This window comes from Paenibacillus sp. CH40 (assembly GCF_024213605.1).
Classification (GTDB): Bacteria; Bacillota; Bacilli; order Paenibacillales; family Paenibacillaceae; genus Paenibacillus; species Paenibacillus polymyxa_B.
In genome coordinates, this window is record NZ_JANAVQ010000007.1 from 65,016 (window position 1) to 79,627 (window position 14,612).

Here is a 14,612-nt window from a genome sequence, read left to right on the forward strand (position 1 = left end):
TTTTATTTAATAATTTAAAAGTTAGTCGGCTAACTAAAATGCAAAATTAAAACTTATTCTGGTTTTGCTGCTTTATATATCTCTTTTGCTTGAGGGATGCCGTTTTCTATTTTTTGCAGTAAAGTCAGGAGCAGCTCTTTTTCATCGGTAGACAGGTGGCTCATCAGTGTGGAAGTGCTTGTAAAATGTATAGGCAGCAGTCTTTCCATCATTTCTGTTCCTTGATCGGTCAGTTTAACAATGCTCATACGGCGGTCGGAAGGATGAACAGATCGAATAATAAGTCCATCGCGTTCCAGACGGTCAACGAGACCGGTAACGGTTGGCTTGCTAACCCCTACTTTCTCCGCAAGCTCTGTAGCCAGCAATCCTGTATGGATGTTGCGGTACAGAAGAATTAATATCGAAAATTTACCATGAGATATACCGAATTTCTCAAAACCCTCAAAGCTGACTTTAAAAACACTGGAAGATACTCGCATAAAAAATAACATAGCTTCCGTCGCTCTTACATCAATCTCGGGGATACGCTTAGAAAATTCTTGTAGCGCCTCACGAGTGGGCAAGTCCCGTAAATCAAAATCCATAAGGTTCTCCTTTCTTCTTACAGTATGTTCCAATCGACAAATTAGTTAGCCGACTAATCTTAATCTATTCAAAAATGAATTTCAAGCTAAATTTTGTTAATCGTCATGTGGATTTTTCACTATATGGAGGTTGTTGTCAAAAGAAAATAAAGTATTAGACTGAAAAATAAAGTGTTAGACTGACGATGCTTCATTAAGCTAACTGGCAGATTAGTTACATAGACGTCAGAATTTTGCATAGGAGTGTAGTCCACCATCCCATACTAATTGTATGGAAAAGAGTCTAGATAAACAGTATACTAGCTATAATTGTTTTTTGTTGAGGTGCATATCAAATGGATGAAATCGATGAATCAAAACAAATTGTATTACAAATCGGCGGTGTCTTGAAAAAGTACAGAAAAGAAAAAAACATGAGCTTAGACGACTTAGCGGAATTAACGGGTGTAAGCAAACTTACTCTGGGGAATATCGAACGTGGCGATACAAATCCAACTTTGGCGATTATATGGAAAATTTCAAAAGGCATATCTTTACCGCTATTAGCTTTGTTGAAATCAGAAGACCCTGTTAGTTTGTATCGAGCAGGCGAAGGACTGCGTTTTTCTAATGATCAAAAAAATTGGATCATTGAACCGGTCTTTAAAAACGCAAGCAACGATATTGAAATGTGTCGGGCTTACTTACAGCCGAATAGCTCGTATCACCCTGAAGGTCATCATGTGAATACAACTGAAATTGCGACAGTAATGACTGGTTCCATTGAAATTCAAGTCAATGGAGAGATTTACACATTGAATCAATATGATACGATCAGTTTTCGTGCAGATTGTCCTCACTCTTATACCAATCGTACGAATAGCGAAACAGTGCTCCATATATCCTTAAAGTATGGTTTCTAAAAGTCGAAAATTCCACTTATTAAATACAACTCCGAATTCCATGACGGGAATTCAGAGTTGTATTTTTGTTTTTAGATGAGTTAATGTGTGTTATAAAATACTTATTGTTAAAAATGATATATCATAAAATACTTATTGTTAAAAATAATATATTATACTATACTCTTATTGTTCGCGCGGATGTTATTTCATAGTTTTTCAATCAGCAGGAAACAAATTTTACGTATGAATTTAGTAAGGAGAAATGAAGAATGTCGAACAAACAAAATATAAAAGCCGTACCATCCTCTATAGGACTGATAATTCTCGGCATTATTATTATTGCAGCTAATTTACGTGCTCCCTTAACCTCAGTCGGTCCTTTAGTGAGTCTCATAAGGGATGACGTTCGTATTTCAAATACAGTAGCAGGCCTGATAACAACGCTACCTTTGCTTGCCTTTGCTTTATTATCACCTCTAGTACCCAAATTTGGACGAAGGTATGGGATTGAACGTATCATTTTGATTGCCCTAATCGTTCTGACTGTTGGCATTGTAATACGTTCTTTATCTGGCGCAGCTAATCTATATATTGGGACAGCAATTCTTGGATTCGCAATTGCCGTATGTAATGTATTATTGCCAAGTTTAATCAAAAGGGATATCCCAAATAAAATTGGCTCCATGACAGGTGTTTACTCAATTTCAATGAGTTTATTTGGAGCAATCGCATCGGGAATCAGTGTACCGCTAGCCGTGAACGCAGGTCTAAAATGGCAGGGAGCATTGGGAATATGGGGGATTCTAAGCTTTGTATCGATTCTCTGTTGGTTACCCCAATTAAGAAATCAAACGAAGCAAACAACCACGACGAGTCAACAGATGGCCAGCAACGATGTGAATGTTTGGCGATCCCCTCTTGCCTGGCAAGTAACCTTGTTTATGGGTATACAGTCCATGGTTTTCTATGTGTTGATCGCATGGTTGCCTGAAATTTTAAAGCAGCAAGGAATTGGCTCAAACCAATCAGGATGGTACCTCTCGATAATGCAGTTAGCTCTGCTTCCATTTACCTTTATTGTCCCCGTTATTGCTGGGCGCATGTCTAGCCAACGTTTGTTAGTGGTCATCACAATCATTTTGCTTTTAACGGGAACGCTCGGACTTCTATACGGAAGCTCCAATATCATTCTGTTGTGGATTATAATACTCGGAATTGGTGGAGGCTGCGCCTTTAGTTTGTCCATGATGTTTTTCGGTTTACGTACTGAAAATGCGCATCAAGCAGCGGAACTGTCTGGCATGGCGCAATCGATCGGATATCTTCTTGCCGCAATCGGTCCTGCCCTTATAGGATTTCTGCATGATGCGACAAATAGTTGGAATCTGCCACTTTTCATTCTGCTTGGCGCTTCGGTCTTACTCTTTTTAGTCGGTATAGGAGCAGCAAGAAACCGTTTTGTAGGTAGCCGAAATAGTTACGAGCTGCCACGGAAAGGACGATAAATATGTTTGACAAAATTATTGTGGCAATTGATAAAGCTGAAATAACGAACAAACTCCTCGATGCAACCGTTGAAATAGCTCGAAACAAACAAACTCAAGTTACCTTGGTTAATGTCAGCCAGGAATATGTATCGAATGGCATGACATATTTACCAGGGCATTTCTTGGAAGAAATATTGAACGAAATGGAGAAAGCGAGTTTGGAACAGTTGCAACAAGCCAAATCCAAATTAGAATCTGCGGGGATTAACCCGGAAACACTTCATCTTAAGGGAGATCCTGCACATGAAATATTAAATTATGCAAGAGATTCCAAGCAGCAACTCATTATTATTGGAAGCCGTGGGCTAAGTGGCATAAAAGAAATGATGCTTGGAAGTGTCAGCCACAAGGTTTCACAGCTATCAAGTTGCCCAGTCCTCATTGTGCATTAACTCCTTCGGGAACCGTAAAGATGATGCATTGTTATACTAACGGAGAACTTTAGTTCAATAAAACAGCGACAGTCTAGGACTTTATTTTCTCGTCCACGGCTGCCGCTGTTTTTATAGCTGGGGCCAGTCTAATACTTTTTTTACGAGATCTGACGGTTTTATAATTCGAAATGTCGCGTGGGACCAACATATCCAGTCTAGTACTTTATTTTCTTTCTACAGTTGTTCGTGCCATGGTTCAAGCTTTTCCCTACATTGATATTTACAATGAAGTGCTTGATAATAAGTGGATATCGTACGAGACAAAGAACCCAAAAGTGAGGAATCTGGAATGACGACAAAATTATACTACACTGCTCCAAATCTTACGGAGTGGGACACTCATATTACACAGAGCATGGAAAGAGACGGAAAATATTTGGTTATGCTGGAGGAAACGGCCTTTTATCCGCATGGCGGAGGTCAGCCTTGTGATACAGGAACAATTCAGGGCATCCGTGTATTAGATGTTGTTCTTGAGGATGGGGATATTTGGCATCAGGTAGAGCGTTTGCCGGAGGATCGGAAAGTAGCCTGCCGATTGGATTGGGAGCGCAGATTTGATCATATGCAGCAGCATAGCGGGCAGCACTTGCTGTCAGCCGTTTGTCTGGAATTGTTGGGTGCGCGTACTGAAAGCTTTCATCTGGGACAAGAATATGCCACGATTGATGTGAACTGTTCGGATGTAACGCCTGCGCAGCTATCGGCAATCGAGCAGGAAGTAAATCAGCAAATCTATAGTAATCGCAGCATAAAAAGTTTTTTTGTAACCCGTGAGCAATTAAAGGATATTCCGCTGGTGAAAACGCCCAAAGTGACAGAAAATATTCGGATTGTCGAGATCGAGGGCATTGAATATAATGCTTGCGGCGGCACACATGTAGCTCAGACCGGGGAAATTGGGATCATTAAGTGCTTAAAATGGGAGAAGCAGAAGGGGATGGCAAGAATCCATTTCAAATGTGGCGTTCGCGCACTCCAGGATTTTAACGATAGTGTTCAGATATTGGACGTGTTATCTACGAAGTTCAATACCGGGCGAAAAGATATTTTGACCCGATTCGAAAAGTGGGAGCAGGAGCATAGGCAGCTTAAGGCGCAAGTGGAGCTCCTACAAGAGGAAAATGCTTCGTACCAGGCGAAAGAGTTGCTATCTGCTGTGCAGGGGCATGTTCTTGCTCATGTATTCGAGCAAAAATCCCTTCAGGACATGCAGCAATTGGCTACCAAGCTAACAGCTGAGCATGATCTGCTTGTTTTATTTGCCACAACAGCAGAAAACAAAATCATTCTGGCACATAACGGCACCCAGTCTGTTGCCTGCGGAGCATTTTTGAAAGAGAATCTGGGCGCGTTTCACGGTAAGGGGGGCGGTAGCAACCAATCTGCTCAGGCAGCATTCTCGTCCCGCGAAGACCTTTTGAATTTCTTTGAAACGGCCCAGCGGCAGTTCATTCAGGGCTGATGTAATGGAGGATTAGTGGCGTAGGGGAAGCTTCCACTTTTCCTTTTCTGTAAATAAAATAAAAGAAAAAATAAGTGCAACAACAGCACCCCAAACGGCTTTATCTCCAATCGTCAAAGTCAGAAATCCCCCCAGCAAAGCCCCTACCAAGAAGGCTGCCAAGATGACACCATAACGCATCGCTCGAATGGCAGCGTTCGTGTCCTTGGTCGTTATGGCGATATACACAGCCTCTATAGCTGATCGGAGGTTGCCGGTGCTGACAGTAGAGGTGTACGGCACATCAATGAGCTTGCGGAAGGAAGTCATTTGTACGGAAGCGACGAACGAGACGATCACCACCACTACCGTATTGGGAACTCCTTGCGGAATCAGTCCCACGATGAAAAAAATTGCAATTTCCAATAAAATAATTGCGCGGGTCCAGTCCGGAGTTAGACGGTGGGTTGATTTTCGTTTAATCCCTTCAGCAACAAAAACGCCCAGTGAAAAGGCGATCAGGGGTGGGATATAGAATAACGCCTGAATCCAGTGCCCCTGAATGACTTTGACAGCCAGCAGCACGATATTGCCTGTCTGTGCGTTGGCGAAAACACCGCCTCTTCCAACAAAGGTATATGTGTCCAAAAAGCCCCCTACTAATGATAGTAAGGCGCCCAGTCGTAACGATTCGGACGTTACCTGATGTAAATGGATTTTGCCTTTCATAATCACGGCATATAAGCCTCCTATGCTAAACGTCGATTCTTTAAAGCTAACACGAAAATCCAGGACCATACAATTAAATTAGTCACTTTAGCATGAAAATGACACAAAGAAGCCACATCAGGTCCCATACAATAGAAAGGACGTGATGCGGCTTCTTTGGGGATGCTCGTTTTTAGTCCCCACACGGGACTTTAAAGGGTGCTTATCGCAGGGCTTGAACGAGCGCCTCGCCAAATGCCTGTGCGCCATCTGGACCGTCGGCCGTAATAATGTCGCTATGCGCAACCACATGCTGCGCCACATATTCGGCTTGATGCGATTGGAGCTGATCTTTTTGTACATCCACTGGATAGCATGTAGCCGTTCTGCCAGAGAGCAGTCCGGTTTGAGCCACGGCTACAGAGCCTGCGCAGATGCCAGCCAATAAAGTCTTTTGCTCATGAGTTTGTTTTAGCAGAGCTTGGAGATCCGCGTTATTCCACAGATGGTCATTCGTACCTGATCCGCCGATCACAGATACTACATCATAATCAGCCAGCACAGCGTCTGTAAAAACAAGATCAGCTGTCGCTTTACCGTTGTAGTCACCCGTGATTTCGCCTGTTTTTGTACTAGCTAGCGTCACAGTAACACCTGCTTGCTCCAGTGCTTCCTTTGGTTTAAACAATTCATCCTCATTAAAGCGCTCTGGGGGTATAATAAAAAGAGCTTTTTTACTCATACTTTATTCCTCCTTGAATGTGTAACGTTATCTACTATTGTAGGGCGGCTTCGTCAGGCTGTGAAGAATGCACTTTCAAGTACGGAGGTTACCTGCAGGTTACTATTAGAGTGCAAGACCATGATGGTTTAGAAGGAGTTAGTTGATATATGACTGATACGCTGAGAGAAGAAATACGGGAAAAGATCGTTAACGGAGACTATAACTGCGAAAAGGAACTAACCTTGTCAGTGTTAAGCGGAAAATGGAAGGTCGTCATTTTATGGCATCTGGGTGTGGAAGGAGCGCACCGTTTCAGTGACCTGCAAAGGCTGTTTCCGAAGCTGTCGCATAAAGTGCTGACCAATCAGTTGCGGGAGTTGATGGAGGACGGTATTGTGCACCGGGAAGTGTATCCCGAGGTACCTCCAAAGGTGGAGTATTCGATGACCGAGCTGGGAATGACGATTTTACCCATTGTGGAGATGATGTATGACTGGGGGAAAAAACGGGTGCAATCCATTCGTGAGGAAATGCAACGCAGCGGTGAGGGGAACGTTTAAAGTTCCTTCATATGAAAAATAGAACGCCTTGCACTATGAGTACAAATTGCACTTAGAGCAAAGGCGTTCTTTGGCATGTTAGCAGTCTGTGTGTGTTTATCATGTTAGTTTAGGAAAAATAGCTGTAGCCGATATGGATCATTGCTGTTCAATTGCTGGTAGAACCTCAATCCAGCGTGTAGCCCAAGTACCGATATGGTCAAACAAAGGAGCTAAATCGCGTCCCTTATCTGTAAGAGAGTATTCAATCCGTACAGGCTTCTCAGGATAAACCATACGTTGTATGATTCCTTCTTCCTCCAGCTCTTTCAAACGGTCCGAAAGGACCTTTCCACTTAAATTAGGAATTGAATTCTCAATAGCGACGAAACGTTGCGGACCATTGGTTAGTTGAAATACGATCAACACCGTCCAACGCTTGCTTAGTAGCTCCATAGCCTTTTCAAACCGTGGGCACATCTGCGGAATGTTCATATGATCACCTCATGCTCCTATTATTAACGATTCACTGTTAAAAGTAAATGATTTTACTTTACATAAATTTATTACTTGACGAAACGACATGATATAAATATACTTTGTTACATAAAGTAACTTATTAGCTCTGATACGGATATCCATATATGAATACTTAAAATTTGAACTTATTTTGATATTATTAATAATGTAATTAAATGGTCAGGTACGAACGAATCGTTGTGGTTATGGTTTGGGCGCAGGGGGAAGTCGGATGAAGCTGGAATGTGAAGTGTGTGTAGTTGGGGGAGGACCCGCAGGGACTTTGTTATCCTGTCTACTGGCGGAGCAGGGTGTTTCCACGATATTGGTTGAGCGGCAGAGCTTGCCCGGAAAGGCTTTCCGCGGTGAAATTTTAAATGATGAGGGTCAGGAAGTGATCCAAAAGCATAAGCTGCTCGAACAAATTCATGAGGATTATATTCTCGCCTCCACAAGAATCGAGTATTGGCAGCATCAGCAGCAGGTCAAAACGGTCGAGCCAGCTTCAAACCATGGTAATGTGGGAGTGCATATTCCACAACCTCGATTTTTGGAGGCTCTGCTCAAGCAGGCGTCAACCTACGAGTCCTTCCGTTACCTGGCGGGTACAACGGTGACTGCGTTGGAAGGTAATAGTGAGCAGGGGTACACGGGCTTGATCGCCCGCAATAAGAACGGTCATGAGATCACGATTGACAGTTCGTTGATTGTAGGGGCAGACGGTCGCTATTCGACTGTGCGCAAGCTGGCTCAGATGCCTGTGACGAACATTCGACACGGCTATGACCTGCTATGGGCGAAAATCACAGCACCTGCTGGGTGGGAGCCCGTCACTCGTCTGGCACAGGTCAACGGAGGGCAGTTGGCTTTATTCTCGCAGGCTGAGGGCTATATTCAAATTGGCTGGAATGTGGAGGAAGGTAGCTTTTCAACCCTGTTTAAGCAATCCTTTGAACCATTTATACAACTGTTTACCGAGGCTTTTCCAGATTTGAAGCATAGTGTGCATGATCACATTCGTTCATGGAAGGACTTCGTACCGTTGGATATTTTCAGCAGCCGCAGTGACACCTGGACGCAGAACGGACTGGTCCTTATTGGAGATGCGGCGCATACCATGACACCTACCGGAGCTTTTGGCTTGAATGCAGCTTTGAAGGATGCCGATGTGCTAGCCAGTGAGCTTCTTCGTTTACGACAGAAGAGTTGTACCGCAGAAGACTTAAAGGCGTTCGAAGACGGACGACGACAGGCTGTCACCGAGCTTCAGGAACGGCAGCTGACGATGGAATCCACGTTCCATGAACATTTCTTACACATAGTTCAATGATTTATACCCTGACAATAACGATTAGCCTTTGAAGAATAGGCATTTTCTATATAGAGCTCATATAAAGGATGGTGCAGAGAGATGAACCAAAAAGATGTAGCTACGCTACTTAACGATAAAATTCAAACCGTTCGCGGAGAGCAATCTTCGACGATTTTGGTAGGACCGATCAAGCTGCCAGTTAATATGGAAGGAGAAACGGTTGTTTTTCAGTGGTACTGCTGGTTGCCTGTACGGGATGAGGAAGATCGTCAGGACTTACTGAATGCCACCGCTGAGACGATTGTGAAGCGATTGTCCACACTGGATTTGGCAGAGGGACAACAGTCAAGCGTTTTGGTGTATGGCGATCTTGAACAGTCGGAAAATGCATTAGTTCGCATGCATAGTATTTGCCATACTGGAGATATTTTTGGTAGCAAGCGTTGTGATTGCGGATTTCAACTCCACCAGTCCATGAAAATGATCGTGGAGCATGGAACGGGTGCATTGTTCTATCTGGCTAACCATGAAGGCCGCGGAATCGGTTTGTTTAGTAAAGCAATGGCTTATATTCTGCAGGAAGAAGGCATGGATACTGTCGAAGCCAATCATCAATTGGGTTTTGAAGATGATACACGCAACTATGCGGATGCCATTAGTGTGCTCCGTCACCTGAGACAAAAACCGGTCACTTTGATTACAAATAATCCTAAAAAAATGGATGCTTTGAAGAAGTCGGGTATGAATGTGGCGGGTCGCATGCCGCTCTGGGGTGATGTGTCGCAATATAATGAACGGTATTTGAATACAAAAGTGGAACGATCCGGCCATTTGCGGGATTCCGATCTCAGGGAGGTTCTATGACCACTCACGAAAAATATATGCGCCTGGCACTGGAAAATGCCAGAAGTGCTAAAGGGCAAACAGAACCGAATCCGCTCGTCGGATCAGTCATTGTCAACAACGGTCGTATCGTTGGGATCGGCGCTCATCTGAAGCCCGGCGAGCCACATGCCGAGATTCATGCGTTGCGTATGGCGGGTGAACACGCTCAGGGAGCGACGATTTACGTAACGCTGGAGCCGTGTTCCCATCACGGCCGGACAGGCCCGTGCGCGGAAGCGATTGTGAAGGCTGGCATTCGTCGAGTGGTGATTGCAGCGCTGGACCCGAACCCGCTGGTTTCCGGCAGAGGGGTACAGATTTTGAAAGATGCGGGCATTGAGGTCATTGTCGGAGTCTGTGAGCAGGAATCCATCCGCATGAATGAAGTGTTCAATCAATATATCGTGAGCAAGCGTCCTTTTATTACGATCAAATCGGCAGTAACGCTGGACGGTAAAATTGCGACCCGGACCTCGGAAAGCAAGTGGATTACATCTGAGGCTGCACGGGAGGATGTGCATCGTCTTCGTAACGAGCATGTGGGAATCCTGGTCGGTGTACAGACGGTGATTCACGATAATCCTCAGCTTACGACTCGTCTACCGGAAGGACGGAATCCGATTCGTATCATTTTGGATAGCAAGCTTCGAATTCCATTGGATGCCCGTGTCATTACAGATGGGGAGGCACCTACCTGGATATTCACAGGACGCACTTATGATGAAAGCAAGCGAAGCCAGCTGGAACAGCTTGGTGTGACGATATATCCGACACAGGATGAAAACAGCGATCGGGTGAACCTGCCGCAAATGCTGGATATTCTGGGTGCGGCGGAGGTATCATCGGTGTTCGTGGAAGGCGGAGCCGAGGTGAACGCTTCGTTCGTGCAGCAAGGGCTGGCAGACAAGCTGGTGCTGTACATTGCACCAAAGCTGGTTGGAGGGCGCGCAGCCCCGGGCTTTCTCGGGGGAGAGGGCGTGTCTGCGATGAGCGATGCGGTGGCATTGCAGGATTTGAGCGTGACACAGGTTGGTGTAGACTGGAAACTAGAAGGGTATTTTGAGCGGGAAAAATGAGTGAATTGAGGGTGAAGGAGGCTCCGCGAAGGGGTTGATCTTCCGAACGCTTACGCTTCTCCAGATTCAACCCCTTCGCTCCGCTACTTCCCACGCAAAGTTACTCATTTTCCGAAATGGTGTGGAGTATAGGAAGGGCAAAAGGACTTAAATACTCAAAAGCTTATATACTTAAAAGAACAGAGAATCTGAAGGGCTAAAAGGCCTGGAGGATTCTTTTTTATATGCTAAACGTTTATTAGGGTGAATGGTTAATGGGATGAATAACTCATAGGGTGAATGTCTTATGGGGTGAAGTCGAGATAACATAATTACGCATGCTTGGGTTTTTCGTCCTGGTTTCTTATGTATTTTTAGAGACTTTCGCCTCGTTTAGTTATAATATAGAAATAAAAGGATTGACCTGGAAATTGAGATCAAGCACAATGAAGTTGAATTCAACTTGGAAGAGAAGGGAAAAGCCCTGCAGTGAAAGGGATTATAGAATTCAAAGGAGGATGTAGGTTGTGAAAAAAACGATATTATGCTTGTTAAGTGCCAGTCTGATATTTTTAGCTGCACCAGTTTCTACTAAAGCCTTTTCGGGTGAGGTCACACAAGGCGCTGGCTCATATTCAACCACACTACCTACCGGAGCAGCAACACCGCAAAACGAGATTTACAAAACAGCGAATGTAACCAGCCCAATGCCTACCAATGATTGGTGGAGCAGCCTGGCCTGGGTACCGTACTCCGAGGCTCAATATCCGCATCCCCTTGCCTTGAAAAATCAGCAAAACGGTTTACGCATCTTTAACCCGAGTGGGAAAATTACAGTAAATCCTGGATACATCGCAGGCTGGATGGATGATGTGAACGATTTTACCGTCGGTCATTCTGTAAGCGCTTCATTTCCAGATGCCAAGGTGGACGGTTTCAGCGACTGGTTTGTCAAATCATTATTTCAAAGCGGCAGCAATAAAATGAGTGCTACCTATGGACACGGCTCCCCCTATGTTTTTTTTGAGTTTAGCGGTGGCAATCCCAAGCTTTCATTTAATGGGGTGCCAGAGGTATGGTCTGGGTCAGCTAGTTCTCCTGTGCTTGGCATTACGGTTAATGGCTCACACTATGGTCTGTTTGGTCCTTCCGGCACCACCTGGTCTGGCCTCGGAACGAGTACTCTGATCAATCAATTGAACGGGAAAAACTATTTTACAGTGGCGGCTTTGCCTGACAAAACAAAAGCGACATTGGACAAGTTTCAGCAATACGCTTATTCTTTCGTTACAAGCTCCAAAGCACAGTACAGCTATAACGAAGCTTCTTCCGAGGTAACGACCACCTTTAACGTTGCAACCACAGCGAAGGAAGGCACACAAAGCGGCACTATTTTTGCCTTATACCCGCATCAGTGGAAAAATTCATCACAACCCCTGCTAGGCTATACGTACAATTCTGTGCGCGGTCTGATGAAAACAGCAGAGGGTGCGTCTTTTCAAACGAAAATGAAATTTACAGGAGTACTGCCTTCCTTGCCCGACTTGGGGTCCTACGATAAAAATACGCTCAACAATTATATAAACGAAGCGAAAGCAGAAGTCTACTCCGGCGATAGAGATACGTACTGGACTGGAAAACATCTGGGCAAGCTAGCAGCGCTGGCGCCGATTGCCGACCAGGCTGGCAATACCGCAGCAGCGACCCAGTTCCGCAATGAGATCAAAAGCCGACTGCAGGACTGGTTTAAGGCCAGTGACAGCTCGGGGAATCTGAAAAGCTCCAGTCTATTTGTGTATAACAACAATTGGGGGACATTGATCGGTTATCCTGACAGCTTTGGCAGTGCGGTAGAATTAAATGACCATCACTTCCATTATGGATACTTTATCAAGGCCGCAGCCGAAATTGCACGTGTGGACAAGAGCTGGGCATCCGATTCCCAATGGGGACAAATGGTGCAGCTGCTCATTCGCGACATTGCCAATACCGACAGGTCTGATTCAAAATTTCCGTATTTGCGTAATTTTGATCCCTACGCCGGGCACACCTGGGCTTCCGGCCATGCCAAATTTGGCGACGGCAACAACAATGAATCCTCCTCGGAGGCGATGAATGCTTGGGCCGGTCTTATTTTATGGGGCGAGGCGACGGGAAATGCTCAAACTCGTGATCTCGGCATCTATCTATACACAACGGAAATGAATGCGATTAACGAATACTGGTTTGATGTGCATGGCACAAACACCCCTGCTGGGATGCAAAGCGCGACGGCAAGCATGATCTGGGGCGGTAAAACGGTAGGGAATGCAACATGGTGGACCGATAATGCCACAGAGGTGCATGGTATCAACTGGCTCCCGATTACCTCGGCCTCCTTGTATCTGACGCAATATTCGGAGTATGCGGCTAAAAATTATAACGATCTCCTGAGAAAAAGCGGTGGGAATTTCAGTCCATGGGAAGATATTGTGTATATGTACAGAGCGATCTCGGACCCGTCCGATGCCAAGGCCAAATTCAGTGCACGCGTAGCGGCCATGACACCGGAAGCGGGGAATTCCAAGGCGAATGCCTACCACTGGATCTACAATTTGGATGCTTTAGGCAACATCGACCGCAGCATCACCGCTAATTCACCTATTTATGCTGTATTTCATAAAAACGGTGTGAAAACTTATGTGGCCTACAATTTTACAAACCAGGTCAAAACGGTAACCTTCTCAGATGGGCACAGTATTACCGTGCAGCCGAATAGCTTTAATACCGGAAATGGAAGCGGCGGTGGCAATCCGCAGCCTGATACGGAGGCTCCATCCATCCCGGCGAATGTTCGAGCTACGACCAAAACGGCTTCGGTAGTCACTCTGGAGTGGGATGCAGCTACAGACAATGTTGGCGTTACGAGTTATATCGTTTATAAGGACGGGGCTCAGGCAGCAGAGGTAAGCGGTACTTCCGCTTCAATTTCAGGGCTGAGTGCAGCTTCCACTTACAGCTTTACCGTTAAGGCTCGCGATGCAGCTGGTAACCTATCTGCAGCAAGCAATGCGGTAGAGGTAACGACAGAGCCAGCATCTGGTGGTAATGAGGGTGGCGGAGAAACGGAAGATTATAAAGTAGGAGCTCGCTTTGTTAGCGATCGTGAAGCATTGCTTCAATTTACACCTAAAACAGCCTCAGCCTATGTTGACGTGCATTATACTTTAACGGGTGGACAACAGCTCAATTACCGGATGACAAATAACGGCGGTGTCTGGGAGCAGCGGGTTACAGACCTCGATATCGGGAAGGCTGTCAGCTATTGGTTTACCTATGAAAAGGCGGGATTGCAATACGAGACCCCTTCATTCAGCTATACACACCAGCAGACTTCTTCTACAACAACAGACGTTCCACAACTTCCACTACCGAGCGTTGATCCCGTTTTCGAAAAAACATCCTAGTGGATCAGACCTAAGATACGAACGCGACAGTTAACTATAGAAAGAAAGACACAAGGGAAGCACATACGCTTCTCCTGTGTCTTTTTTTATAGGGTCGTAATACTTTCGCCATGTTCGTGAGTTCCAGGTTGCGCGATAATGATAAAGGCTGATACAGGAAGATATTACCGAGGCGTGGATTTCCAAAGGTCCCGCAGTGCCTACCCTGATGGGGTCAGGTATCCTGTAAATCTGATGTATCCACCAACATTAGGGTTCAATTCCCAATCGCCTTCCACGCGACTTCTGGTAGAGTATTCGAATGATCGAATAAAAACAATGAAAAGACCCGGATGAGAGCATCCCATGTCTGGTCTAGATGACAGATATCGGGGCGATGGCTATGCGGCCAGTGGATACCGGAGAGAGCAAGCGCCGACAGGCTCCGAAGCTTCGGGAGATGCGAGTTCACAGTCGAAGTCGGACTGCTGGACACCATCTTAGGAACACGGGAACAGGCGGTATCTTCCTTTCTCCTCAAGCTCGGCT

General features: G+C 45.3%; 14 protein-coding genes. 10 read left to right on the forward strand and 4 right to left on the reverse strand.

Annotated features, from left to right (window positions below):
• Positions 1 to 53: 53 nt before the first annotated feature.
• On the reverse strand, positions 54 to 587 hold the full coding sequence (locus tag NLX73_RS19155) for a MarR family winged helix-turn-helix transcriptional regulator (RefSeq protein ID WP_254327036.1): 534 nt from the start codon (positions 585 to 587) through the stop codon (positions 54 to 56).
• A 335-nt stretch (positions 588 to 922) separates the two neighbouring features.
• Here NLX73_RS19155 and NLX73_RS19160 point away from each other — a divergent pair, with 335 nt between their 5' ends.
• The 4 genes from NLX73_RS19160 (at position 923) to NLX73_RS19175 (ending at position 4,917) form a co-directional block, all read left to right on the forward strand.
• Positions 923 to 1,489: a helix-turn-helix domain-containing protein gene (locus tag NLX73_RS19160; RefSeq protein WP_023990398.1), complete on the forward strand. Its 567-nt coding sequence runs from the start codon at positions 923 to 925 to the stop codon at positions 1,487 to 1,489.
• Between the two features lie 251 nt (positions 1,490 to 1,740).
• Positions 1,741 to 2,976 carry a CynX/NimT family MFS transporter gene (locus tag NLX73_RS19165; RefSeq protein ID WP_028541778.1) on the forward strand — a complete coding sequence of 412 codons (1,236 nt, stop codon included), beginning with the start codon at positions 1,741 to 1,743 and terminating at the stop codon, positions 2,974 to 2,976.
• Between the two features lie 2 nt (positions 2,977 to 2,978).
• Positions 2,979 to 3,410 carry a universal stress protein gene (locus NLX73_RS19170; protein WP_023990396.1) on the forward strand — a complete coding sequence of 144 codons (432 nt, stop codon included), beginning with the start codon at positions 2,979 to 2,981 and terminating at the stop codon, positions 3,408 to 3,410.
• A 331-nt stretch (positions 3,411 to 3,741) separates the two neighbouring features.
• Positions 3,742 to 4,917, forward strand: a complete 1,176-nt coding sequence (locus NLX73_RS19175) for an alanyl-tRNA editing protein (protein ID WP_254327037.1) — start codon at positions 3,742 to 3,744, stop codon at positions 4,915 to 4,917.
• Positions 4,918 to 4,929: 12 nt separating this feature from the next.
• Here the strand turns inward: NLX73_RS19175 and NLX73_RS19180 are convergent, their stop codons facing one another.
• Both NLX73_RS19180 and NLX73_RS19185 read right to left on the reverse strand, forming a co-directional pair.
• A complete protein-coding gene (locus NLX73_RS19180; protein ID WP_134904075.1) occupies positions 4,930 to 5,631 on the reverse strand; it encodes a YoaK family protein in 702 nt (233 codons plus the stop codon).
• A gap of 196 nt (positions 5,632 to 5,827) precedes the next feature.
• Positions 5,828 to 6,346, reverse strand: coding sequence for a DJ-1/PfpI family protein (locus NLX73_RS19185; protein WP_165179278.1), 519 nt, complete (start codon positions 6,344 to 6,346; stop codon positions 5,828 to 5,830).
• A gap of 149 nt (positions 6,347 to 6,495) precedes the next feature.
• Between NLX73_RS19185 and NLX73_RS19190 the strand changes: the two genes are divergently transcribed.
• Positions 6,496 to 6,888 (forward strand): winged helix-turn-helix transcriptional regulator, encoded by a 393-nt coding sequence (locus NLX73_RS19190; RefSeq protein WP_039273904.1) that lies wholly within the window; start codon positions 6,496 to 6,498, stop codon positions 6,886 to 6,888.
• Between the two features lie 138 nt (positions 6,889 to 7,026).
• On the opposite strand, the gene NLX73_RS19195 is transcribed toward NLX73_RS19190, so the two are convergent.
• Positions 7,027 to 7,362, reverse strand: coding sequence for a winged helix-turn-helix transcriptional regulator (locus NLX73_RS19195; protein WP_069290443.1), 336 nt, complete (start codon positions 7,360 to 7,362; stop codon positions 7,027 to 7,029).
• Between the two features lie 256 nt (positions 7,363 to 7,618).
• On the opposite strand from NLX73_RS19195, the gene NLX73_RS19200 reads away from it, so the two are divergent.
• The 5 genes from NLX73_RS19200 to NLX73_RS19220 all read left to right on the forward strand — a co-directional run bounded on the left by NLX73_RS19200 (position 7,619) and on the right by NLX73_RS19220 (position 14,567).
• On the forward strand, positions 7,619 to 8,716 hold the full coding sequence (locus tag NLX73_RS19200) for an FAD-dependent monooxygenase (protein ID WP_254327038.1): 1,098 nt from the start codon (positions 7,619 to 7,621) through the stop codon (positions 8,714 to 8,716).
• Between the two features lie 81 nt (positions 8,717 to 8,797).
• The gene (locus tag NLX73_RS19205) at positions 8,798 to 9,562 is read left to right on the forward strand and encodes a GTP cyclohydrolase II (protein ID WP_165179281.1); all 765 of its coding nucleotides are present in this window, start codon (positions 8,798 to 8,800) and stop codon (positions 9,560 to 9,562) included.
• On the forward strand, positions 9,559 to 10,659 hold the full coding sequence (gene ribD, locus NLX73_RS19210) for a bifunctional diaminohydroxyphosphoribosylaminopyrimidine deaminase/5-amino-6-(5-phosphoribosylamino)uracil reductase RibD (protein ID WP_254327039.1): 1,101 nt from the start codon (positions 9,559 to 9,561) through the stop codon (positions 10,657 to 10,659). The genes NLX73_RS19205 and ribD overlap by 4 nt, the downstream gene beginning before the upstream one ends.
• A gap of 506 nt (positions 10,660 to 11,165) precedes the next feature.
• The gene (locus NLX73_RS19215) at positions 11,166 to 14,084 is read left to right on the forward strand and encodes a glycosyl hydrolase (protein ID WP_254327040.1); all 2,919 of its coding nucleotides are present in this window, start codon (positions 11,166 to 11,168) and stop codon (positions 14,082 to 14,084) included.
• Positions 14,085 to 14,429: 345 nt separating this feature from the next.
• Complete coding sequence (locus tag NLX73_RS19220; RefSeq protein WP_254327041.1) at positions 14,430 to 14,567, forward strand: hypothetical protein; 138 nt, start codon at positions 14,430 to 14,432, stop codon at positions 14,565 to 14,567.
• Positions 14,568 to 14,612 lie beyond the last annotated feature (45 nt).